This is a genomic window from Commensalibacter sp. M0355 (assembly GCF_016101365.1).
GTDB lineage: Bacteria > Pseudomonadota > Alphaproteobacteria > Acetobacterales > Acetobacteraceae > Commensalibacter > Commensalibacter melissae.
The window spans coordinates 1-22,428 of sequence record NZ_JACFQQ010000007.1; the positions used below are offsets into that span (position 1 = coordinate 1).

23 protein-coding genes and 1 tRNA gene are annotated in these 22,428 nt (G+C 37.3%); 9 read left to right on the forward strand and 15 right to left on the reverse strand.

Features of this window, described 5'->3' with window-relative positions; genetic code table 11:
• On the reverse strand, window positions 1–308 hold a 308-nt coding region (locus H3T44_RS08615; RefSeq protein WP_199276116.1), incomplete at its 3' end, for a hypothetical protein.
• 121 nt (window positions 309–429) lie between these two features.
• Here H3T44_RS08615 and H3T44_RS08620 point away from each other — a divergent pair.
• Entirely contained in the window at window positions 430–570 is a 141-nt protein-coding gene (locus H3T44_RS08620; protein WP_199276117.1) for a hypothetical protein, read from the forward strand.
• A gap of 287 nt (window positions 571–857) precedes the next feature.
• On the opposite strand, the gene argC is transcribed toward H3T44_RS08620, so the two are convergent.
• The 5 genes from argC to H3T44_RS08645 all read right to left on the reverse strand — a co-directional run bounded on the left by argC (window position 858) and on the right by H3T44_RS08645 (window position 5,832).
• The gene (gene argC, locus H3T44_RS08625; RefSeq protein WP_198196937.1) at window positions 858–1,769 is read right to left on the reverse strand and encodes an N-acetyl-gamma-glutamyl-phosphate reductase; all 912 of its coding nucleotides are present in this window, start codon (window positions 1,767–1,769) and stop codon (window positions 858–860) included.
• Between the two features lie 112 nt (window positions 1,770–1,881).
• Window positions 1,882–2,379, reverse strand: a complete 498-nt coding sequence (rpsI, locus tag H3T44_RS08630) for a 30S ribosomal protein S9 (protein WP_110439378.1) — start codon at window positions 2,377–2,379, stop codon at window positions 1,882–1,884.
• 5 nt (window positions 2,380–2,384) lie between these two features.
• Entirely contained in the window at window positions 2,385–2,870 is a 486-nt protein-coding gene (gene rplM / locus H3T44_RS08635; protein WP_110439377.1) for a 50S ribosomal protein L13, read from the reverse strand.
• 432 nt (window positions 2,871–3,302) lie between these two features.
• Window positions 3,303–3,378: transfer RNA gene (locus H3T44_RS08640), tRNA-His, on the reverse strand.
• A gap of 159 nt (window positions 3,379–3,537) precedes the next feature.
• Window positions 3,538–5,832: a TonB-dependent hemoglobin/transferrin/lactoferrin family receptor gene (locus H3T44_RS08645; RefSeq protein WP_198196936.1), complete on the reverse strand. Its 2,295-nt coding sequence runs from the start codon at window positions 5,830–5,832 to the stop codon at window positions 3,538–3,540.
• A 268-nt stretch (window positions 5,833–6,100) separates the two neighbouring features.
• Between H3T44_RS08645 and H3T44_RS08650 the strand changes: the two genes are divergently transcribed.
• From H3T44_RS08650 to H3T44_RS08665, 4 genes are all read left to right on the forward strand, one after another.
• A complete protein-coding gene (locus tag H3T44_RS08650; protein ID WP_155564968.1) occupies window positions 6,101–6,670 on the forward strand; it encodes a biliverdin-producing heme oxygenase in 570 nt (189 codons plus the stop codon).
• Window positions 6,671–7,011: 341 nt separating this feature from the next.
• The gene (gene exbB / locus H3T44_RS08655; protein WP_155564967.1) at window positions 7,012–7,740 is read left to right on the forward strand and encodes a tonB-system energizer ExbB; all 729 of its coding nucleotides are present in this window, start codon (window positions 7,012–7,014) and stop codon (window positions 7,738–7,740) included.
• On the forward strand, window positions 7,737–8,153 hold the full coding sequence (locus tag H3T44_RS08660) for a biopolymer transporter ExbD (RefSeq protein ID WP_198196935.1): 417 nt from the start codon (window positions 7,737–7,739) through the stop codon (window positions 8,151–8,153). The genes exbB and H3T44_RS08660 overlap by 4 nt, the downstream gene beginning before the upstream one ends.
• Before the next feature lie 4 nt (window positions 8,154–8,157).
• Window positions 8,158–8,961 (forward strand): energy transducer TonB, encoded by an 804-nt coding sequence (locus H3T44_RS08665; RefSeq protein WP_198196934.1) that lies wholly within the window; start codon window positions 8,158–8,160, stop codon window positions 8,959–8,961.
• Between the two features lie 71 nt (window positions 8,962–9,032).
• Here the strand turns inward: H3T44_RS08665 and H3T44_RS08670 are convergent, their stop codons facing one another.
• The 4 genes from H3T44_RS08670 to H3T44_RS08685 all read right to left on the reverse strand — a co-directional run bounded on the left by H3T44_RS08670 (window position 9,033) and on the right by H3T44_RS08685 (window position 14,227).
• Window positions 9,033–10,292, reverse strand: a complete 1,260-nt coding sequence (locus tag H3T44_RS08670; RefSeq protein WP_198196933.1) for a mechanosensitive ion channel family protein — start codon at window positions 10,290–10,292, stop codon at window positions 9,033–9,035.
• Between the two features lie 117 nt (window positions 10,293–10,409).
• The gene (pabB, locus tag H3T44_RS08675; RefSeq protein WP_198196932.1) at window positions 10,410–12,122 is read right to left on the reverse strand and encodes an aminodeoxychorismate synthase component I; all 1,713 of its coding nucleotides are present in this window, start codon (window positions 12,120–12,122) and stop codon (window positions 10,410–10,412) included.
• A 234-nt stretch (window positions 12,123–12,356) separates the two neighbouring features.
• On the reverse strand, window positions 12,357–13,607 hold the full coding sequence (gene tyrS, locus H3T44_RS08680) for a tyrosine--tRNA ligase (protein WP_232347584.1): 1,251 nt from the start codon (window positions 13,605–13,607) through the stop codon (window positions 12,357–12,359).
• Window positions 13,608–13,750: 143 nt separating this feature from the next.
• A complete protein-coding gene (locus tag H3T44_RS08685; protein ID WP_198196931.1) occupies window positions 13,751–14,227 on the reverse strand; it encodes a hypothetical protein in 477 nt (158 codons plus the stop codon).
• 496 nt (window positions 14,228–14,723) lie between these two features.
• Here H3T44_RS08685 and H3T44_RS08690 point away from each other — a divergent pair, with 496 nt between their 5' ends.
• The gene (locus tag H3T44_RS08690) at window positions 14,724–15,221 is read left to right on the forward strand and encodes a hypothetical protein (RefSeq protein ID WP_110439368.1); all 498 of its coding nucleotides are present in this window, start codon (window positions 14,724–14,726) and stop codon (window positions 15,219–15,221) included.
• A 284-nt stretch (window positions 15,222–15,505) separates the two neighbouring features.
• Window positions 15,506–16,549, forward strand: a complete 1,044-nt coding sequence (locus H3T44_RS08695) for an SDR family oxidoreductase (RefSeq protein WP_110439367.1) — start codon at window positions 15,506–15,508, stop codon at window positions 16,547–16,549.
• Between the two features lie 93 nt (window positions 16,550–16,642).
• Here H3T44_RS08695 and H3T44_RS08700 read toward each other — a convergent pair whose 3' ends face one another.
• Window positions 16,643–17,494 (reverse strand): squalene/phytoene synthase family protein, encoded by an 852-nt coding sequence (locus H3T44_RS08700; protein WP_255552128.1) that lies wholly within the window; start codon window positions 17,492–17,494, stop codon window positions 16,643–16,645.
• 155 nt (window positions 17,495–17,649) lie between these two features.
• Between H3T44_RS08700 and H3T44_RS08705 the strand changes: the two genes are divergently transcribed.
• Complete coding sequence (locus H3T44_RS08705) at window positions 17,650–18,258, forward strand: superoxide dismutase (protein WP_110439365.1); 609 nt, start codon at window positions 17,650–17,652, stop codon at window positions 18,256–18,258.
• 34 nt (window positions 18,259–18,292) lie between these two features.
• On the opposite strand, the gene yajC is transcribed toward H3T44_RS08705, so the two are convergent.
• Window positions 18,293–18,739 (reverse strand): preprotein translocase subunit YajC, encoded by a 447-nt coding sequence (yajC, locus tag H3T44_RS08710; RefSeq protein ID WP_110439364.1) that lies wholly within the window; start codon window positions 18,737–18,739, stop codon window positions 18,293–18,295.
• A gap of 117 nt (window positions 18,740–18,856) precedes the next feature.
• On the opposite strand from yajC, the gene H3T44_RS08715 reads away from it, so the two are divergent.
• Entirely contained in the window at window positions 18,857–19,714 is an 858-nt protein-coding gene (locus H3T44_RS08715; protein WP_155564957.1) for an ATP-binding protein, read from the forward strand.
• 74 nt (window positions 19,715–19,788) lie between these two features.
• Here the strand turns inward: H3T44_RS08715 and serS are convergent, their stop codons facing one another.
• Genes serS through tatB form a run of 3 tightly spaced genes read right to left on the reverse strand, consistent with a single transcriptional unit; the run spans window position 19,789 to window position 22,390 of the window.
• Window positions 19,789–21,069: a serine--tRNA ligase gene (serS, locus tag H3T44_RS08720; protein ID WP_198196929.1), complete on the reverse strand. Its 1,281-nt coding sequence runs from the start codon at window positions 21,067–21,069 to the stop codon at window positions 19,789–19,791.
• Window positions 21,069–21,851 carry a twin-arginine translocase subunit TatC gene (gene tatC / locus H3T44_RS08725; RefSeq protein ID WP_110439362.1) on the reverse strand — a complete coding sequence of 261 codons (783 nt, stop codon included), beginning with the start codon at window positions 21,849–21,851 and terminating at the stop codon, window positions 21,069–21,071. The genes serS and tatC overlap by 1 nt, the downstream gene beginning before the upstream one ends.
• A complete protein-coding gene (tatB, locus tag H3T44_RS08730) occupies window positions 21,848–22,390 on the reverse strand; it encodes a Sec-independent protein translocase protein TatB (RefSeq protein WP_110439361.1) in 543 nt (180 codons plus the stop codon). Before tatB ends, tatC begins: the two co-directional genes overlap by 4 nt.
• Window positions 22,391–22,428: the final 38 nt, after the last annotated feature.

A 22,428-nucleotide genomic window follows, 5' to 3' on the forward strand; every position in this document is an offset into this window, starting at 1 on the left:
CAATACGGACAACCATAAAAATTTCCACAATCCTGAAAAGGTGGTTCAGTTAAGACAGGAGACAAAAGACTGGGCACAGGATGCCCGCAGCCCCTCTGGAAACAAGTCGTGAGGCCGTTGAACCTGTCCATGCCCATTTGAAACAGAGGGCATTGCATCTGGGCATGAAGAACATGGTTGCGCCAGAAACAATCACCCACTCCACAAATCTTCATATCATTACTGACAGAGGCGAGGTTATCCATCCACAATGGCCGGTAACGGGAAATGGAAATTATGTCTTTGTTCTCCCCAGTCCCGTTCATCATGTCCATATCGTTTCAAATAGCAGTCGCCCGTGCGATGCCATCGGTCCATTCGTTGATGACAGGCGCAATCTCGGCGTACTGATCGAAACCATCACCCTGTTTGACAACAGGGAGAACCACTATGTCAAAACCCACCTGGAAACCAGGAAACTTGAAGGGTGGCATAATCAGGAAAACATACCCTGCCGCTGGACGGACGGCTATGCTCTCCTGCCCCTGGACCAGCATGTTCTGCAAAAGGGCCGGAAGATCCTTACCGTAAAGGTCATCGCCGCTGGACCGTATATCTCACAAAACCAGTTGGATCATAAAAATCAGTTGAGAAACTGAACAGCATACTTCAGATTATTACAGGATCAGGTTATCTAATACGTTTCAATACTGTATTTCATAACCTGATCTTACTATAAAATTTACCAGACATCTTTCTAGAATAATTCTTATCCTCGATTTCATCGAAAAATTCTCATTATCTGCATTTATCAACATTTCAATTAAAATTTTATATACAAATGGTTATTGTTCCAATGATATTGATTGATAAATACCTCATATACCGAACATCAATTTGATATTCTGGATGGCCGCCCCTGATGCTCCTTTACCAAGATTATCCAAACTTGCAGTCAATATTACCTGATCATTTCTATTATTCGAATGAACCCTCAGCTCCATACGATCGGTAAAGGCCAGCTGGTTTGCGGGAAGACGCGTTAAACCATCCTCAACAAAAACAATATTTTTTCGTTGAAAGTAATGTTCCTTCAAACATGTCTTAAGCTGTTTGACCGTACCATTTAACAAATTAACATGCAAAGGTATCGAAACAATCATTCCCTGTGCAAAATTTCCTACGGATGGAACAAATACAGGTTCCTGCACCAGATCGCAATAATGACAAATTTCCGGTAAATGCTTATGATTCAAATCTAAAGCATATAATTCGAAAGGAGGTGCATTCTTTTCCTGTTCATAAACTGCAATCAGCTTTTTCCCTCCTCCACTATAACCACTTACAGCATTAATGGTTAATGGATAGTCTACGGGAATTATACCCGCCTTTACCAAAGGATGAAGCAAAGCAATTGCTCCACTGGAATAACATCCAGGATTGGCAACCTTATCGGCTTTTGCAATTTTTCGTTCTTGCCCCGGATCCAATTCAGCAAATCCATAAACCCATTCCGGATCTGTTCGAAATGCTGTACTGGCATCCAAAATACGCGGTCTTTTACTTTCCATCATCTCAACAAGAGCAACAGCCTCACGTGAAGCCTTATCCGGAAGACATAAAACCGCCAAATCAACTGCCGCCATCATTTGAAGACGTTTATCAATATCATGACGATGCTCAATGGGGACCGAACATAATTCAATTGGCAAATCCGCCAAACGTTGTCGTATACCCAACCCCGTAGTTCCATATTCCCCATCAATAAAAATTTTAGGCATTTCTGTCATGATTGTCATTCCAAATAAATCGGTTTTTAATAATTAAACATATGCTTAAATAAAAAAGGCGAAGAAAAGCATAATGCCTTTCCTCGCCCCTGATTTCATAAAGCTGTAAGGCTTAACGTTTACTGAACTGGAAGGAACGGCGGGCTTTTGCCTTACCATACTTCTTACGTTCAACAACACGCGCATCACGTGTCAAGAAACCTGCCGCTTTTAATGCGGCACGTAATTCAGGTTCATAGTTGCATAAAGCACGACTTAATCCGTGACGAACCGCGCCAGCCTGTCCTGACAAACCTCCCCCTGTTACAGTGCAGTAAACATCAAACTCACCTTCACGATTGGTTACCTGAAAAGGTTGATTCAACAACATCTGCAAAACTGGACGAGCGAAATAACTTGTTACCGGACGTCCGTTAACAATAATCTCTCCCTTACCGGGTTTTACCCATACACGTGCAATGGCATCCTTACGACGACCGGTTGCATAGGCACGACCAAACTGGTCACGCTTTGGTTCACGAACGATAACTTCCTGTTGTGCCAAAACAGTATCAACAACTGCCTCTTTCAAATCAGCCAAACTGCCTGTACGTTCTTGAGTCTCTGACATATTCCTCAGGCTCCAACTTTTGTAGTTTTATTAACACTATTTTTTCGGTTCAACGCAGCTATATCGAGCTTAACCGGTTGCTGTGCTTCATGTGGATGAGCATCACTGGCGTAAACATATAAATGTTTCATCTGTTTACGCTGCAATGGACCACGGCTAATCATACGTTCAACTGCCTTAATGACAAGATGTTCCGGATTTTTACCCGTCAAACGTTGTCTGATCGTACGTTCTTTGATCCCACCGGGATAACCTGTATGATAATAGAACATCTTCTGTTCTACTTTTTTGCCTGTTAAGGCGACTTTATCAGCATTGATAACAATAATATTGTCACCACAATCGACATGGGGTGTATATTGTGGTTTATGCTTGCCACGAAGGCGATTAGCAACGATAGCAGCCAAACGTCCCAAAACGATGTCTTTCGCATCGATCAGAACCCAATTCTTGGTTACTTCCGCTGGTTTAAGCGAAATGGTTGTTTTCATTAACTCTAGATCCCGTTAATTGAGCAAAACTGTAATTTGATTTTTGTTTATTAACTCAAGTATGATTTTCGTCAAGTTTTTTTTTAATATTTACTAATTTTTATTTGTTTTTCAACGACTTTAAATATGTGGTATTATAATACCACATTATTTTCTCTTCTCTTTGACAAAAAACCAAATAAATTCTTATTACTTACTACAATACTACAATGATCCAGCATTGATTAGACAAGCAATACAATAATGGAAAATTATTTCCGCTAGATTTTTCTGTATCTTAATCTTCTTGTTATAATGAATATTAATCAAAGTATTATAATAATTGGTACAACCAGTCCTAATTGATTTAATTGCCTGCAAATAAAAGGGATTAAATGCCAAATTTAAACTATGTTTTACGGAAAAATTTTATTGTCACAATAAATTGTCGGATGGGGCGAATGACGGGGATCGAACCCGCGACAACCGGTACCACAAACCGGCGCTCTACCAACTGAGCTACATCCGCCATTATGTGATGAAATGTCTTTACTATAATTCCGTGTAATTCGTCAATTCATTTTCAAAAATTTTATTTAATTTTCTTTTATGCATAATAAATCAGGCTCTTACAAAAATATAAAGACCTGAATACTATGCAAAAATTCAAAATTTTAAAAAAATCAAATCAGAAATCTATACGTGCAGTCACCTTGAAATAACGTCCTGGTTGAGAGAAATATGCCTTCTGTAGACTGCGAGAGGATTGTCCAACCGGCAAAGAAGATGCATTATAATATTTTTTGTCAAACATATTATACATACCAAATTGAAACCGCAAGGGACGATAAAAAGAAGGTCTGTACCATCCGGTCAAATCAAAAACAACATAACCTGGCGTATTCCACTGTTTGGAAAGAACACCCGTGTTATTCAAAAATTTGGCATTATCCCTGGCTATTGCAAAAGTACTTGATAAATCCGTTCCCCAATTATCTGTTTTATATCCAAACCCAATGATTCCCCGGAAAGGCGCTATTGAACTTAAAGCATAATTTATATCTGTATTACGTCCATGGGCATATGCAAAAGAGGCCCACGTATGCCAGTTGGGATCGAATTCCCAGTTCATACTGGCCTCTGTTCCATAAATACGAACACGAGACAGGTTATCATAGCCAAAACACATTTGTGTTCCGGTGCAAGGATTGATACCGATCATATCAATATAATTGCGATAGTAATTATCATAAAAGGCAATATTGAAGCCCCGTCTTGAATTGCCATATTTAAGTCCAACTTCCCAACCACGACCTGTTTCAGCCTTTAAATCGGGATTACCAGTGACCTGATACATGGGAGGCGTTCCATAACTTAAATACTCTTCATTTGCGCTGGGTGCACGATAGGATTGTGAATATTGTGCATAAGCAACCAATTGATGAATAATCCGGGCTTCGACCAAAATCTTTGGAGAGTAACGAGAGCCACTGGCCCCTTTGGGCAATCCATTGTAAATTGGATTGTTTTGATATTTCGAAGTGTTATGCGGATCCCGTTTAAAATAATCAAACCTTACACCTGATGTGATATGCAGCCACTCATTTTTTCCAATGCCAATACGATCTTGTAAAATGGCCCCCAAATCAGTCCCGTGCACATTTGGCATATCCGAAAAATTATTATGCAGGAATGGATTCTTGGTAGCGTTCCATCCTGATTGATACTGACTTGTATCTGTTAGATAAGCTTCACCCCCATATGTAATTGCATGATGTATCGAGCCTGTAAACACGTTCATTGTTGCATGTCCAACCACTCCATAAGATTGAACATCCATGTCCAGTTTCTGCCACGAATCACGCTTCGGCATCAAATCATAACGATCCGAGATATTCGTTATAACATTATTATCCTGCCAATACGCAATAAACTGCCCTTCGCCAAATAAATCCTTGGCTGGGTCCTTTGCCTTGTAATCATAATGGACAGAAAAACGGGATCGTTGATTTTCACTTTGTGTACGATAAAATTCCTCTTTTACCCGTTGGGAAGTCAATGTATGTTCATCAACATTGCGATCGACCCATTCTCCTGTAATTCCTAGCCGATGACCGCCTGAAAAATAATGAATGACCTTTCCTACAAAACTTCCCTGATCGTAAGAGGCAGGATTACGTTTTGTACGTGTATTTCCATACCCCCCAGTATGTCCCATATTTCCGGTCTCACTACCATTGGAATAGCCTCCTTCCAGTAAAAATAGTGTATTTTTGTAACGTGTGGCAAAAATCTGGTTTAACAAAGCGCTTGCACTGACGCCATCATAGGTAGTTTTTGTAATCCCGCCAAATTTTTGTCCTGATTTTAGAATATCCTCTGGATTAAAAGTTCGTAAGGCAACCACTCCACCCAAAGAACCTGTTCCAAAAAAGCTGGAATCTGCACTTTTAATAACATCCATTCCACCCAAAGAATTAAAATCAAAGGTTGATAAACCACCCTGTTGAGTCGTAAATGCACTTGCAAATGCACCATCATTTGCCCACATCATACGAATACCATCAATCGTTGTTAATAAACGACTTTGATCAAGACCCCGCATATTAATACTATAATTATTTGAATTATAGTTAATTGCCGCATCCACACGACGCGAATAATCCTCCAAACTATCAATCTGTTTATCCCTGAAAGTTTTAAAGGTTGTTGTTGTCGTTAAAACTCTTGATTTTCCTTGGGAGCTATAATCTTTATCGGGATCAATTTTTGTATAAGACAATATCGGGTCTGATTTTCCCTTGACTTGGATCGGAGAAAGCTTTAGCGAAGTCCCTTTAATATTGTTTTTCTGGTTAAATTTATCCGATCTTTTTTGTTCATCTCTCTGTTGCGTTTTGAGGTCCGGCAATAAATCCTGATTAATGGGATTAGAAGATTGCCCCCAGGCTGATATATTGGTCAAACCTAAAAAACCGGACATTACAAACCATGGAAATTTATATGAAAATGGAAAAAAAAAATGTTTTTTTTGAATAGTCTGCATGGAATTCATCAATCGTTATTGTGAATGATTATTATTAACTTTTTGATGACACAACTGAATTTTAATGTCAATGAATTAATAATGATTCTTAATATCAATTGATATTGATAATTACTATTAATTGGTATATGTCTAAAAATTATGGTGTTAAATAAATTTAGCCAACTTAACTAATTAATTTTCATGCAATAATGGAAACACAACCATGACAGACTCAGGAACCCTTACTTTAACAGAAGCTTTACGTCAACAAACACGGGAAACTCACGAAAAATTGGATCATTATCTTACCAACCTTGGATTATTCAACAACATTGAACTCTACAAGAAATTTCTCTCACTTCAATATTATATTCATCGTGATGCCAACAGTTATTATCATGACCAAACATTAACAGCCATTATCCCCGATCTCATCAATCGCAACCGCTTTGAAAAAGTGAAAGAGGATTTGAAAGATTTAAAAATTGATATCCCTTCCACTACCTTTACTTCACCAAACACAACGAATGCTTCTGAGGCGGTAGGTTTTCTTTATGTTGTCGAAGGATCTAAACTTGGGGCAAATACGCTTTTGAAACGCGTGGAAAAAATTGGTTTATCTGAAAATTATGGGGCACGACATATGGCACCAGATCAAGATGGAAGAGGCGCATCCTGGAAAATATTTCAAAATTCAATTAACCAGGCAAAATTGGATATTCATACCACCATTAAAAGTGCCACTACCGCATTTAGCCAAATCCTTGCCTATGCTAAATTTGTAACGACATAACTTTAATTACATAAAACGGGTTATTTATTACATAACCCGGTTTTAAATACAAATATCCTTATTACCATCTTTACATAAAAATTTTCTATTTTTTACGATACAGAAAAATATTTAATCTTAGGCTTTCTCATCCAGTTTAATACCAGCTCCATAATTTAATAATGATAATTAATATCACTTAATATTGATAATTAATATCACTTAATATAAGATAAAATTCATTAAGTTGAATTGCCTGTTAAAAAATTTATTAAATATACAGGATCTTATTGGATTAACATCATGTCAAATACATTTATAGGATCATATTTTATCTCTCATCGTCTATATGGAGATAACTAATGACCACTTTATCTTTTTCACCCTGGCAACTATTTGAAAATGCAAATCCTGTTGTGCAGTTTGTCATGATCATGCTTTTACTTGCCTGTTTAATCAGCTGGACAATTTTTATAGCGAAATATATAGAGATTTTCCGCCTCAACCATAACCTTTTGATTGATAAGTTCCGTTTACAAAATGCCAAAGAATTGATGCCTGACATTGATCTTTCCAAAAAAGGGATTGGTAGGACAATGTTAATGGCTATCACGGATGAATATCAGTGTTCCAATGTTTTGACACATGATTCGGAAGGGCTGAAGGAAAGGATTGTATTGTTATTAGAAAGAATTGAAAGCAATGAAGGTCATTATTTAAATAAAGGAACCGGTTTTTTGGCAACCATTGGTGCGATTTCACCGTTTATAGGCCTATTTGGAACAGTATGGGGGATCATGACATCGTTCACAGGGATCGTTTCCACCCAAACAACAAGTCTAACAGCTGTTGCCCCGGGAATTGCAGAAGCCTTACTTGCCACGGCTGTTGGTCTGGTTACCGCTATACCTGCCGTAATATTCTATAATATGATTCTTCGTTCAAACGCGAATTGCAGATCAAAAATTGCAGACTTAAGTACCATTTTCATGCGTCTGGTTTCTCGTGACATAAGCAAGTTGCAAATAAAAGACAAGAATACACAGATCATACCCTTTCAACCAAAAATGATGGGAGAAAAAATATCATGATCCGTATGCGTCATGCTGATAACGATTCAAAAGAAATGTGCGATATCAATGTCACACCATTTATTGACGTGGTTTTGGTTCTCTTAATTATCTTTATGATTACCGCACCTTTGACAACAGTAAAAATTCCGGTCACTTTGCCTTACTCTTCCTCAAAAAACATGAAACAACCCAACCACCCTGTTTATCTAACACTGAAAACAGACCATACCCTAACCTTAAATGATAAAACTATTTCATTAAAGGATATCAATTCCACTATTAACATTGCAACAAACGGCAATAAGGAAGAACATATCTTTCTTTATGCGGATACCAAAATTGATTACGGCTCTTTCATTATGGTAATGGATCAACTCCGTGCCGCAGGTTATCATAAAATTTCTTTGGTAAATTTACAATACAAACAATAATGGCATGAAAACCTCCACGATTACTGACAAAATTTCCTTTACAGAATGGCAAGCCAATCGAAATGATCTCAGATCTAAAGAAAACCGTTATATAATAATTGTTTCTTTTATCGTCTCTTTATTAATTCTTATTTTTCCTTTTTTTCTTTTTTACAATAATTCTTCAGTTCCCAACAAACCCGTTGTTACTGAAAGCAGTGCTCTTGTACTTGACTTATTCCCCAATCGAACAGAAACTCCGACTTCACCATTATTGAATAAACCTACAACACTTGCCAAAACAGAACCCTTGACACCCATTCAAAAATTATTGCCAAAATTTCCTGTCTCAAATATTCTACCTGATATACCAAGAATAGAAAAATTCTCTAAACTCAAAATAAAGCAACCTTCCCAACATATTATTCCACAACATACTTCTCAATCTGGATCAAATTCAACATCCACATCAAAAAATAATAATACCAATCATCCATCAGAAAAGGATCAAAACACACAAGTCTCACACACTTCTTTAACATCCGCTAACTGGCAGGGAATGGTTTTAAATAAATTCGAACGTTTCAAACATTACCCGCCTGAAGCCCAAGCTGATGACCTAGAAGGAACCGCCATTTTGCACATTACCATAAATCGCCAGGGAATCATCCTAACAAGCAGTCTTGCAAAAAGTTCCGGATATTTGATCCTGGATCGAGAAGTCCTTACTTTATCCCACCGAGTTAAAAAACTTCCTCCTCCACCCGATGATATCCAAGGTTTACTAATTAATTTGGATATTCCTATAGAATTTCATATAAAACAATAAAAAGAAATTTGTTAAACAATATCTAAATGTTAATCTGTTCAACAAATTCTTGTCTTACTATACATCAATCATTATGCAGCATTTCCCTGATAAACTGTCACAGATGAACTGTTTCCTGATGGATTTTGATATGCACTTAATGAAAACTCCTCAATAACCGCATAGGCATGTTCAAAAATTTCCGATTGAATGGCTTCATAATCCTTCCAGACAACTGTATTGCTAAATCCATAAATCTCCAACGGTAACAATCCTGTTGCATCGGGGGCCATCTGTCGCACCATATAGGTCATCTGATTAAGAATACGAGGATGATTTTTCAAATATAAATCCAAATAGATACGGTAAAGACCCAGATTTGTGATTGACTGGCCTTTGGATAAATATTTGCCTAAATCCATAATGAATTCTTTATGATCAACCCTGTCCTTATTTTTTTCTGAATTTGCAAAGGGTTGAAGCAACTTGCTTTCTAATATTTTTTCCTTTTCCTCAGGTGTTATATAATGAACGGTTGTAACATCAATATACACAGAACGTTTGATCCGTCTACCGCCAGATTCCTGCATTCCACGCCAATTGGTAAAAGAATCGGAAACAAGCGCATAGGTAGGAATCATCGTAATTGTATTATCAAAATTGCGAACCTTGACAGTTGTCAAACCAATATCCATTACAATTCCATCCGCACCATATTTGGGCATTTGTATCCAGTCATTTACACGCATCATATTATTTGCAGATAACTGAACTCCCGCTGATAAGCCCAGAATGGAATCCTTAAAAACCAACATGATGACAGCTGCCATGGCTCCCAGTCCACTGATCAGGATAAGTGGCGATTTGTCAATTAGTACGGAAAGAATAAAAATACCAAAAAGCAGTGCGGCCAATAATTTAAATCCTTGAAATATACCTCCAAGCGGAAGCCGTGCCGCTATATCCAGCTTACTTGCAAATTTTAAAACAATATCCAGAAATGAAAATATTGACAGAAGTGCACAGACCAATACCCAAACTTTTGCGGCAATCATAAGAAAAACTAGCGTTTTCACACCCTGATGCACCCAAAAAGTGGTCTGCAGTATGACAATCAACCCCTGCACAGTAAAAGCCATACGGCTAAATAACTGATTCTCTGTAACGACCTTGCTCCATAGTCGTGTGCTTTTTTGTGCAAATTGAACCAATCGGACCAATACAATCCGATGTAAAATCACATGAACAATGACCGCCGTAAGGATGATAATAGATACAGCTGTTAAAAACAAAGTAAACTGATTAAATTTAAAACCATGTTGCTGTAAAAAATCTATAATATGTTGTTGCATATTAACCTCTTGATTAATTGTGCGATAAAATAATTTTTCATTAATAATCTCATTAAAAAATCTGGTTATTTTAACCCAAATATATCTTCGATATCTTAATATCTTATCTGTAGTATTTTAATCGTTTAACGAATTTTTCCAGATCACTTTACGCCATTTACGAACACTGTTTATAAAAGCGATCTGACTTCCTATCTGTATATCCTGTTTATAAATCACCTGTTCTGTCGCCATGCCCTGATCCAACAGATATTGACACATCGTTCCTCTCAAGAGGCCAGAAGAGACAGGTGGCGTAACCCATTTCCCCCCTTTACACAAAAGAATATTTCCATTGACAAATTCTGTAACTTCATCTCTCTCATTAAAAAGTAATTGTTCACAATCCAATGTAACAGGAGGATAAAAATCCCTTCTTGTCGTTTTGTGGTATAGAAACATATTATCTGACAGAACAGGTTCTTTCGCCCATCTTGCGATCAAATCGTGATGTAAAGACTGAATAGCATTAATTTCTATCTGGATTAACCCTTTTTGATCTAACAATATTCTTACCTTCCAGCATCCTCGTTCATATTGACAGGAGAGATGTTGCAGGCTTTTTAACAATTCTGCCTGGTTAAAGGAAAAATCAAAATATTCAGCCGATTTTTTCAGCCGGTCCAGATGTAAAGATAAAAGAAAATAACATCCATTCTCTAGCAAGACTGATTCAAGTAAATGATCGGGTATCCGGCGATCATACAAAACCTGTATTTTATGAATAACTTCACGATATTCATCCTTGGAAGTGGAATCCCAAGTTATTCCTCCTCCAACACCATATACAGCTTTTTTATTTTGGACAACCAACGTTCGAATAGGAACGGAAAATATCGCTTCTTGATCAGGGGTTACTATCCCAATAGCACCACAATAAACTTCACGCGGCTGTTTTTCAAGCTTTCGAATAATTTTCATTGTATTTGCTTTCGGTGCACCAGTTATAGAACCACATGGAAATAACGCCCTAAAAATATCCAATAATGTTGTTTTTTCCTTTAATAGTGCGGTTATTTCTGAAGTGAGTTGCCAAACTGTAGGATATTTTTCTTTATCGAACAAAGATGAAACCTTCACACTTCCCTGCTCTGCAATTTGTCCCAAATCGTTACGCAGCAAGTCAACAATCATCAAATTTTCAGCACGATTTTTTTCATTATTCAATATTTTCCCGTTTTCAAGATCCTCCGTTAAGATTAATCCCCTTGGGGCTGTTCCTTTCATCGGTTTAGCAGTGATTTTCCTTTCTTTTACCTGAAAAAACAATTCCGGAGATGCCGAAAGAATTTGAAACAATCCAATATCCAGATATGCACTATAACTTGATTGTTGGGACTGCAACATATGCAGATAGAACTCATACGGGTCTTCCTGGAAATCCGTTCCCATTCTCAATGTATAATTCACCTGATAGGTATCACCGTCAGCGATATGATTTTTAACAGCTGCAATAGCTTGTTGATATTCATGCCATGAACAATCAGGTTGCCAATTCATTAATCCAAAATCAATTTTTTTAGATTGTGGTTTGAATTTTCTTTTTATCGGTTTTTCAAAAATACCAAACCATAACAATGGCATTTTTTCAGGAGGATGCGTTATCAAATAAGAACGAAAGGCAGACGCGGCTTCATACGTTATAAATCCTGCTGCATAATATCCTTTTCCTACCCATTCCTCTATTTCCTGTATACAGGATAAAACCTTATCCAACTGACGTGTTTGTATAATCCTCAAAACATTTTCGAAATTGTAAGGATAGTTTAAAAAATCAAACTGTAATTTCATAAAAACCGTAAACGAAAAAAGATAATCACTATAAAATTATCAATTTTTTAATCTAATTCTATAATAATACAGCGATGTATATTTATTTTATAATCATTGATAGAAAATGATTCATTTAATTGTATAAAAACCAAATCATGAAAATAAATCTTTTAAAACCGATATTTGGTTTTTAAAAGGTTAAGACAAAAAACGATTGTTCTAAACGGTAATATTAAAAATAGCATCCTTATACTATCGACAACGTATCAATATATGATTTTTACGACCTGATGACAGCTTAATAACTCCATCACATAACGCATCATCAGTAATAATTTGTCCCTCATCACTAATTTTTTCATCATTAATTCTTGCCCCACCCCCTCGAATTAATCTTCTGGCTTCCGCATTACTATTCACTAACTTTCCAAGAACAAATAAACGAAAAACAGGAACACCCTGTTGTAGCATTTCCGTGGGCAAGACTATTTCGGGTAATCCGTCTTGAGCCAGTTTACCCTGCTCAAATATGTCTCTAGCCGCCTTCTGTGCAGCTTCTGCTGCGCTACGACCATGACAAATTGCGGTCACTTCTGTTGCCAGCATTTTTTTCGCCTCGTTTATTTCCGCTCCTTGCAAAGCGGCTAAACGTTCACATTCCTGAATGGAAAGATCTGTGAAAAGTTTAAGAAAACGACCAACATCCTGATCTTCCGTATTACGCCAAAATTGCCAGAAATCAAAAACCGAACATTTCTCCTTGTTAAGCCAAATGGCTCCTTTGGCTGTTTTCCCCATCTTGGCCCCTGAACTTGTTGTCAATAAGGGGGCTGTTAATCCAAATACCTGTTTTCCCTCCATTCGACGTACAAGTTCTACACCAGATACAATATTTCCCCATTGATCTGAACCACCCATCTGTAAAACAGTTCCATAACGACGATTTAATTCGCGAAAATCATATGATTGCAAAATGGAATAGTTAAATTCAAGAAATGATAACCCTTGTTCTCTTTCCAAACGTGTTTTAACACTGTCAAAGGATAACATACGGTTAACTGAAAAATGAATGCCAACATCCCTTAGCAAGTCAATGTAGGAAAGCTTTTTCAGCCATTCTGCATTATCAACCGTAATTGTTTTGTTTTCCCCTGATCCAGGTTGTAAAATTTGATGAATATTCTGGACAATCCCATCTAAATTCCGATCAATTGTATCCTGATTCATCAAGCTGCGTGCTTCTTCCCGGAAAGAGGGGTCTCCGATTTGGGCTGTTCCACCACCAACTAAAGCAACGGGCTGATGTCCATGTTTTTGCAATAAACGCAACAGCATCAGCTGTACCAAAGACCCGACATGCAAACTGTCAGCTGTTGGATCAAATCCGATATATCCAGAAATAGAACCTTTTGCCATACGCTCATCCAGGCTTTCCAGATCAGTCGCCTGAAAAATAAATCCTCGTGCCTGTGCTTCCTGCATAAACGAACTTTTTGGGGTCATAATATTATCTCAAAATCAGATTTGGTCAAAAATTTAATTAACGTTGACTTGAACTCGGCAAATCAAATTTTTCTATGTATCATGAATCAGTTTAAAATCAAAGAACACGCTTTAAATGTTCCTCAAAACTAAAGAGACTCTTTTTATGAAGGGGGTAATGAAATGGGCGGTGCATACCCATTAGACGGGTCAGTGATCCTGACCTTTTGCTGAGACTGGCGTGAATGTTTTAACCCTAACAAAATAGAAGGGGGTGAAACATAATGATTAGGTGTTCCACTTGTATATTCACGCATAGTCGATTGATCATCTGTCAAGGCAGGATGTTCAGAATTGGTATAGACACCCCCCTCCTCAATATAGGGATCTGGATGAGTATGCCAACCTTTTTTACGTAACGAATTATGCATCTGATGTTTGGAAGGGTATAAACCTCTTTTTTTATGATAAGATGGAAAAATGCCAGTATCAGTATTATACTTATTCTCCGATTGATGGATATTCCATTCTTCATTCGGGGTTTCCTTAGTTGTCACAGAAGGCTTGGCATAAATTGAATGACTTGATGAATCATATAGACTTATCCCAATCATGAATAAGAAAAGTTGGTATTTTTTCATAATTCGTTCATATCCCTTAATAATCGCCTAGATTATAATATTTTTTTAGACAAATGGTGAATGTTTTTTGATTATCTTTTTATGGTTTGCATCCGAGTGATCGGACAAAAAAACTTTTCTTGAACAATTATATTCAAATAACAATTAATAACATTTAATATTTTATTTAAGCCTAAAAAATTTTGGAAATCCAACATTCATTTATAAATTAACTAAATTTTTATTTCAGTAATTTTTTAAACCATTTGTCTTTTTCCTATGCCAATGCAGGTGACAGCTAGGTTTACGATAATGATTATAACACGATAGGTGGCTTTAATTCTGATTTCGATAAGGTCTGATAAGTATTGTCAATTTATTGGGTAAGGTTGATCATAATTCCGGTAAGATATATAATTAAAAATGATCATTTTATTAGGTAAGATTGACCCAAAACATCACAACCGGGATTAATATTATTAAAAGATAAACTTATATCAAAATGGGTATGGTAATTATGAGGATTATAAAAAAAAGACTTTTACTGTCCTATAGCGCTTTTCTGGGATTACTCTTATCCTGTCCAGCCTTGGCTGAAACTACCCAAGTCACAGACGAATCAAAAACGACCATTAATCACTCCCCAACGGGAGATAACATGATGCATCAAAAATTTGATTTTCTAAAATCCTACGCTCATGAAAAAAACCAAGATTTCGATAAAGATCTAGATACGCTGGAAAAGCAAATCCAAGACAAAAACAGCAATTTACACAAAAATCTGGAACAACTTAAAACCTATACACATGATAAAAAGAAAGATTTAAATGAAGAAATTGAATATCTTAAAACACAAGTTAATGATAAGAACAGTGACCTTTATAAAAAACTCAATGAATTAGAAACAAAGGCCAAAGACAAAAATAGCGATATATATCGGGAACTGAAACATATAAAAGATATAATCGAAAGTCAGCCTGATCAACCCAATAAACCGGCATCTTTAAGCAAATAAAGATAACATTTAATAACTGGAGAAACTCTCTTTTCTTCAGTTATCTTTTTTCATTAAAATTCATAGAATAACTATATCTCATAGCATTTCATTATTTGCTATATAATTAAGTAATAAATTAAAATATATTGAATTTAAAATATTTAAAATATAGAATAGAAATTATAATGAGTTATATAATATAAAATAATTTTGCCAATAATAATTAATAAACTTATCCAAGTAATAAAATTTAATTATTAATTTATTATTTTATATTTCTCAAATTTCTTTAGGTGATAAATATGTCTGAAAAAGAAAAGTCTGAGAATAATGCGAATTCTTCCGTATTTCATACCAACTCTCGTCGCCAAGTCCTTACCGGTGTCGCTGTTGGAGCTGCCGCTTTAGCGACAAACAGGAGTATTCATGCCATGCCTGAACATGTTGAAAATAAATCTGTTCCTCCTCTAAAAAACCCAATGTCCCTATACCCAACGCCTCCCTTTTCTAAACAGCCACAACCTTGGCCTGGTTTACAGTCCAAGATGCAACCTGTTCCTGATTGCGGAGAAAAAACATATCAGGGAAGCGGACGTTTAAAAGGACGACACGCACTAGTTACAGGAGGTGATTCCGGTATTGGACGCGCTGCCGCTATAGCCTTTGCACGTGAAGGAGCGGATGTTGCCATCAATTATCTACCACAAGAAGAACCTGATGCAAAGGAGGTCATCGATCTTATACAAAAAGCCGGACGTAAGGCTGTTGCATTACCCGGTGATATCCGGAATGAGGATTTCTGTAAAAAACTTGTTGCAGATGCTTTAGCCAAATTGGGCCAAATAGATATTCTTGCCCATGTGGCTGGAAGGCAAAAATATTCTGAACAACTGACTGATATAACAACAGAAGAATTTGATTGGACAATGAAAACCAATCTTTATGCACTTTTCTGGATCACCAAAGCTGCCATTCCACATTTGCCACCTGGCAGTTCCATCATCACCACCTCTTCACTCGTATCATATATGCCTCCAGAAATTCTGGTGGATTATGGCATGTCCAAAGCAGGTATCAGCAACTTTACAAAATCAATGGCCAAACAGCTTCTTCCCAAAGGAATACGTGTCAACTGTGTTGATCCAGGACCTTTCTGGACCCCCCTACAAATTTGCGGGGCTCAGCCCCAATCAGCTATTCCCAACTTTGGTGGTGAAAGTCCATTTAAACGACCTGGGCAACCTGCAGAAATCGCTCCCTTGTATGTTACACTTGCCTCTACTGAATCGTCTTATGTAACAGGGCAAAGCTGGGGAATTGTGGGAGGAACAGGACAACCTGGATAATCTTATTATTTTCTACTTTATAATCTCTAAATATCCATTATTTTTAAGGTTCATTAATTTTATAATGAACCTTTTTTATAAAAAATTATCTTTCTAAGTCTCGCTTATTTTCAATTTAACCCAATAATTTGCCTTTAAAACGGACAACTTGTCTCCAATTCCACGTTTCCGGGACAAATGATCCCATTGTTCAAACCTATGTAGATCCCGTTTGGCCAAAATAACAGGTAAAATAACGGATCTGTAATGACGATCTAACAAACAAGCCTTCTCGCTTCTTCGCAAATAAAAATATGCTTTTTCTATTAAAATATCACGGATTGCATTAAGTTCTGATGATGTTACGCTAATTCCATTTTCTGACCGTTGTAACGAGAAATCATGAATTATCTCTGCTGGCAAAGGACAACGACCTTTTCTAAATATATTCGGTAAATTTTTTGAAATATGAACGGTTTCACTGGCAATCCCCGCTGCAATCACCGCTTCAACCAACGGTAATTCTCTTATTTTAAAAAGATTTGCAAGAATCCGCTGAATTTGTCCAACAGACCGCACCATTATCGAATCCCAATGCTTCCAATTTTTTATACCCTCCAATTCTTCTTCGCGAGCGGAAATGATTTTTAAAAGGTCTTCAGCAGAAAACAAATTTCGATCCAGAGAATCCTTGATATAAGGCGCAATTTCATGATCCCGGTCGGGTTTGTTTGCCAACAAGTCCCGCCACCATTGCAAACGGATATAACCCGCCATTGGCCCTGCCACATCCCATGAAGAGGATAGGGTCACGGCCCGAGTAATCTCGGTATAAAATGCCAATAAACGAAAATATTGTTCTCGTAAATCAGAAGGCATAAAAAGCGCGCAAAAGAAGTGATCTGGATCAGACTTCCTTATATATTGGCCGCAAAAAGAAAGGGGTTTAGATTTTTCTTTAATCATTTTCAAAAGATATATATAATTTATGAAGGAGATGTGCCTAAAAAATTTATCAATTAATCTCTGTAAAATTCCGCATAATCTCTATATAAGAGAATTAAGAACCAAAAAGGTCTTATATAATTTTTTAAAATTATTGCAATATATCGAGGAACCAAATGTCTTTTGAATTACCACAACTTCCCTTTCCCTATAATGCTCTGGCTCGTTCAGGAATGAGCGAAGAAACCATGCAATTTCACCATGACAAGCATCATCAAGCTTATGTTAATACCCTGAATGATCTTATCAAAGCAAACCCTGCACTTGAAGGGAAATCATTAGAGGAATTAATTGTAACGGCAGCAAAGGATGAATCCTTAACACCTGTTTTGAATAATGCTGGTCAACATTACAACCATTCTTTATTCTGGAATTCCCTAAGTCCTGATGGTGGTTCAATGTCTCCTGCATTTGAAGAGTTAATCCGTAAAAATTTTGGTTCAGTTGAAAATTTCAAAGCTGAATTCAAAAAAGCCGCTACCACGCAATTTGGCTCGGGATGGGCTTGGCTGGTTTTGACTTCTGACAATAAATTAATCGTTACCAAAACACCAAATGGTAAAAACCCGATTTCCGAGGGCCAGGGAAAACCTCTATTAACCATTGATGTATGGGAACATGCATATTATATTGATTTCCGTAATCGCCGCCCTGATTTTGTGGATAATTTCCTTAATAACCTCGCAAATTATGATTTTGCAGAAGCCCAAATAAACGCAAAATAAACTGTATCAAGGAAACCGGCATTCCGCCGGTTTTTTATTCCGCTTTTACCGTTTCATCAGCTTTATCCAATGTAACAGCCTTATTTTCTTTGGCTTCTTTTTTACCTTGGTTTTTTATCTTGGATTGGGTATTTTCTGTTTGGGCCTTACTTTCCAAAACAGTCGTAACAGTACTACGAACAACCATTACTCGAACATTTGACGCAATTTCCACTTCCATTTGATCTGAATCTTCCTGGTTACGTACAATTTTACCAACAATACCACCCGCGGTTACAATTTTATCACCCCGTCGCAATGCTTTCATTTTTTCACGAACTTGCTTGGCTTTTTTTTGCTGCGGCATAATAACAATAAAATAAAATACCAGAAATATTCCAATAAAAGGCAATAAACTCATGATTGTGGCAGTACCACCTCCACCACCGCCTGCACTTTGTGCATAGGCAGGAGTAATAAATAAATCCATAAAATTGATCATCAAACTGCTTTCCTATCTTATTCACATTACGTATATTGATCATCTATCATTATAGGCACCTTCATACACTATATAAAGTATCTCGCATACTACAAGATCATGAAAACCGGAAAAAAGATGACTCAATCCCTTATCCCCTTACTGGAACGTATCGCGATTTCCCTAGAGAGACTTGCCCCCCCTCAGCCAAAAATTGAAAATATTGATAAACATAACTGTTTTATCTGGTCCGCCCAGAATAATGAATTGACACCCATTCAGAACATGTCTTTTATCGACTTTCATCTGTTACAAGGTATCGAAAACCAAAAAGAAACACTTTTTCTGAATACATATCATTTTGCCAAAAATCTTCCCGCCAATAACGTTCTTTTATGGGGGGCAAGGGGAACAGGAAAATCTTCATTGATCAAATCGGTTTATCATGAAGTAAACAGCAAACTATCAACCATTTGCCCTCTTTTGAAAATTATTGAAATTCCCAGGGATGATATCTACTCCCTGCCCATTCTTTTACGGTTATTGAAACCTCTGTCTTACAAATTCATCATTTTTTCAGATGATCTTTCCTTTGAATCAGAAGACCGTGATTATAAAGCGCTCAAATCTGTATTAGACGGTGGAATTGCCGGACGCCCAGAAAATGTGTTATTTTACGCCACAAGCAATCGTAGACATCTAATGCCAAGGAATATGATTGAAAATGAATCCTCTTCCGCCATTAATCCTTCTGAAGCCATTGAGGAAAAAGTATCTCTTTCTGATCGTTTTGGATTATGGATCGGATTTCATAATTGCTCCAAAGATTTATTTGATCAGATTGTAACAGAATATGCAAAAGCAAGAAAATTACCCATTTCAAAAGAGGATCTCATAGCACAGGCCAACGAATGGTCAGTTACTCGTGGTGCCAGAAATGGCCGTGTTGCCTGGCAATTTATAGAGGATTTAACGGCCAAATTATCCAGTGGATAACACTTTTTTCTTTTTACAGTTTGACAGTCCGAAAACAAAAGGGGGTGAATTTTATCCCCTTTTGTTATATTTCATTATCCGATTTTTTCAATACCACCCATATAAGATCGAAGCACTTCAGGAATAGATATTGAACCATCCTCATTTTGATAGTTTTCCATAACAGCAACCAAAGCCCGTCCAACTGCAACACCAGATCCATTTAAAGTATGCAGAAATACCGGAGTTGTTTTTCTACCCTCTTCAGGTTGTGGGCGATAGCGAGCATTCATGCGACGCGCCTGAAAATCACGTGTATTGGAACAAGATGAAATTTCGCGCCAGGCTTGTTGGCCTGGCAGCCAAACTTCCAGATCCCAGGTTTTTGCTGCCCCAAATCCAGTATCACCAGAACATAACAAGACACGACGATAGGGTAATTCCAATTTTTCAAGAACCATTTCGGCACAACGGGTCATCCGCTCATGCTCTTTTTCACTTTCTTCAGGTGCGGTCACACTGACCATTTCAACCTTATAAAATTGATGCTGTCGAATTAATCCCCTTGTATCACGACCAGCAGCTCCTGCTTCACTTCGGAAGCAGGCGGTTAAAGCAGTTCTGCGAACAGGTAATTGATCATAATTGATTATTTCACCTGCCTGTATTCCTGTCAGAGGGACCTCTGCTGTTGGAATTAGCCAACGATCATCTTTTGTACAAAAAGACTGATCCCCGAATTTAGGCAATTTATCCGTGTTAAACATGGTCTGTTCATTAACTAGTAATGGAACGACATATTCCTCGTAATCATGTTCAGTTGTATGAAAATCCAGCATAAATTGTCCCAGGGCACGATCAAGTCTTGCCAACGCTCCACGTAAAATGCTGAACCGTGCGCCCGCTAACTTGGTAGCTGCATTAAAATCCATCAACCCTGATTTTTCGCCCAACTCGAAATGCTGCAATGGAGTAAAACCAAATTCACGTATTTTTCCCCAATAATGTACAACAACATTTTCAGTTTCATCTTTTCCCGTCGGAACCTCCACAGCCAAACGATTAGGCAAACTTGCCAGAACCTCAAAAATTTGTTGATCCAATTTATCCGCACGCGTCTGCAATGAATCTATTTCCTGACGCAACCTTATGGCTTGCGCTTCCAAAACGGAACTGTTTTCTTTATTCCGTTTTAACTGACCAATTTGTTTTGAAATATTATTTCGATCAGCTTGTTTTTGATGCAGCTCATTCAAATATGAGCGCCGTTCCTCATCATACGATAATAATGTCTGACTAACTGCGGATAATCCACGACGGGCCAAATCGTTATCAAAAGCCACAGGATCAGAACGCAGAGCACGAAAATCATGCATTATAATAATTCCTTTTCTGATTTGGGTTCCACCATTCGGGCAGATAAAATTGAAATCTCATATAAAATAATTAAAGGGATAGCCAAGGAAGTTTGTGTAATTACATCGGGAGGTGTAAGAACTGCAGCAATTACAAAAGCAATAACATATGCATATCTTCTGAATTTCTTTAACTTTAATGAAGTCACAAAACCTATTTTTGCCATCAATGTCAACATGACAGGAAGCTCAAATGCAATACCAAAAGCCATGATTAACCGCATAACTAACGAAAGATATTCGGAAACCTTGGCTTGCAATTCAATATGCATATTATGATCCCCCCCAACCTGAAATGATAAAAAGAATTTCCACGCAAAAGGAAAGACAAAGAAATAAGCGAGCGCTGCACCCAGTAAAAACAAAATCGGTGTTGCAACCAAAAAAGGCGCAAAAATCCTTTTTTCATTTCGATATAATCCCGGGGCGATATATATCCATGCTTGAATGGCAAACATAGGAAATGAACAAAAAATTGCACCGAAAAATGCCAACTTGATATAAGTAAAAAATGCCTCATATAAGGCCGTATAAATAAGATGGGGTTGTTCTCCCTGTTGTCGCATGGCTTGCGCCAAGGGGTGGGCCAAGAACATATAGATTTGTTCCGAATAGTAATAACAAAACCCAAAAGCAATCAAAAAAGTTGCCAGACAGACAATCATTCGACGACGTAACTCAATAAAATGTTCCATCAGAGACATTGATTTATCATTGATCAACTCTTCTTCGGGAATATTCATGACCATCCCTGTTCCCTGTAATTGACAATTTGTGGTGGAATCATCGCTGGAACAGGTGGAGCCGATCTTTTAACCTGTAAACGCTGCGCAATTGCAGGAGGAAAAAAAATTGGAGCTGGATCTTTTTTTGCCAAAGCTTCCAGATCAGGTTCCTTATGATCGGTTGACGCTGAATATTCGGGAATAATCTCAGGCTCTTTATTTGAAAAAGGAATTTCATAAGGTTTCGGAGATTGAATAGATGTTTGATTTAGGGGGGAATTCAAATTCTCCTGAAGTGTTCTATCTCGATCGATTACATCCAATATTGCACTTTTAATATTCATACGACGTAATTTCATCAACTGATCTTTGGCTTCCTTGAGGTCTGGATCCTTAACCATCTCATCCACCTGACTATGGAATTCACGTGCCATGCCCCTGCATTTTTTCACTATGTCACCAAACCAATGGACAATTTTTGGAAAATCTTTTGGTCCTATAAATATCATGCTGACAATCGCAATCAATATCAGTTCTGCCCAAGAAAAATCAAACATGCTTTATATTGTCCCCTCTATTTCCATAATATGCATCA

What these genes read in the sequence shown, in the direction of transcription:
- H3T44_RS08620 (WP_199276117.1), top strand. Translation starts at nt 430, where the DNA reads ATGTCAAAACCCACCTGGAAACCAGGAAACTTGAAGGGTGGCATAATC.
- argC (WP_198196937.1), bottom strand. Translation starts at nt 1,769, where the DNA reads ATGACAGAAATGCCTAAAATTTTTATTGATGGGGAATATGGAACTACG.
- rpsI (WP_110439378.1), bottom strand. Translation starts at nt 2,379, where the DNA reads ATGTCAGAGACTCAAGAACGTACAGGCAGTTTGGCTGATTTGAAAGAG.
- rplM (WP_110439377.1), bottom strand. Translation starts at nt 2,870, where the DNA reads ATGAAAACAACCATTTCGCTTAAACCAGCGGAAGTAACCAAGAATTGG.
- H3T44_RS08645 (WP_198196936.1), bottom strand. Translation starts at nt 5,832, where the DNA reads ATGTCCGGTTTTTTAGGTTTGACCAATATATCAGCCTGGGGGCAATCT.
- H3T44_RS08650 (WP_155564968.1), top strand. Translation starts at nt 6,101, where the DNA reads ATGACAGACTCAGGAACCCTTACTTTAACAGAAGCTTTACGTCAACAA.
- exbB (WP_155564967.1), top strand. Translation starts at nt 7,012, where the DNA reads ATGACCACTTTATCTTTTTCACCCTGGCAACTATTTGAAAATGCAAAT.
- H3T44_RS08660 (WP_198196935.1), top strand. Translation starts at nt 7,737, where the DNA reads ATGATCCGTATGCGTCATGCTGATAACGATTCAAAAGAAATGTGCGAT.
- H3T44_RS08665 (WP_198196934.1), top strand. Translation starts at nt 8,158, where the DNA reads ATGAAAACCTCCACGATTACTGACAAAATTTCCTTTACAGAATGGCAA.
- H3T44_RS08670 (WP_198196933.1), bottom strand. Translation starts at nt 10,292, where the DNA reads ATGCAACAACATATTATAGATTTTTTACAGCAACATGGTTTTAAATTT.
- pabB (WP_198196932.1), bottom strand. Translation starts at nt 12,122, where the DNA reads ATGAAATTACAGTTTGATTTTTTAAACTATCCTTACAATTTCGAAAAT.
- tyrS (WP_232347584.1), bottom strand. Translation starts at nt 13,607, where the DNA reads ATGACCCCAAAAAGTTCGTTTATGCAGGAAGCACAGGCACGAGGATTT.
- H3T44_RS08685 (WP_198196931.1), bottom strand. Translation starts at nt 14,227, where the DNA reads ATGAAAAAATACCAACTTTTCTTATTCATGATTGGGATAAGTCTATAT.
- H3T44_RS08690 (WP_110439368.1), top strand. Translation starts at nt 14,724, where the DNA reads ATGAGGATTATAAAAAAAAGACTTTTACTGTCCTATAGCGCTTTTCTG.
- H3T44_RS08695 (WP_110439367.1), top strand. Translation starts at nt 15,506, where the DNA reads ATGTCTGAAAAAGAAAAGTCTGAGAATAATGCGAATTCTTCCGTATTT.
- H3T44_RS08700 (WP_255552128.1), bottom strand. Translation starts at nt 17,494, where the DNA reads ATGATTAAAGAAAAATCTAAACCCCTTTCTTTTTGCGGCCAATATATA.
- H3T44_RS08705 (WP_110439365.1), top strand. Translation starts at nt 17,650, where the DNA reads ATGTCTTTTGAATTACCACAACTTCCCTTTCCCTATAATGCTCTGGCT.
- yajC (WP_110439364.1), bottom strand. Translation starts at nt 18,739, where the DNA reads ATGATCAATTTTATGGATTTATTTATTACTCCTGCCTATGCACAAAGT.
- H3T44_RS08715 (WP_155564957.1), top strand. Translation starts at nt 18,857, where the DNA reads ATGACTCAATCCCTTATCCCCTTACTGGAACGTATCGCGATTTCCCTA.
- serS (WP_198196929.1), bottom strand. Translation starts at nt 21,069, where the DNA reads ATGCATGATTTTCGTGCTCTGCGTTCTGATCCTGTGGCTTTTGATAAC.
- tatC (WP_110439362.1), bottom strand. Translation starts at nt 21,851, where the DNA reads ATGAATATTCCCGAAGAAGAGTTGATCAATGATAAATCAATGTCTCTG.
- tatB (WP_110439361.1), bottom strand. Translation starts at nt 22,390, where the DNA reads ATGTTTGATTTTTCTTGGGCAGAACTGATATTGATTGCGATTGTCAGC.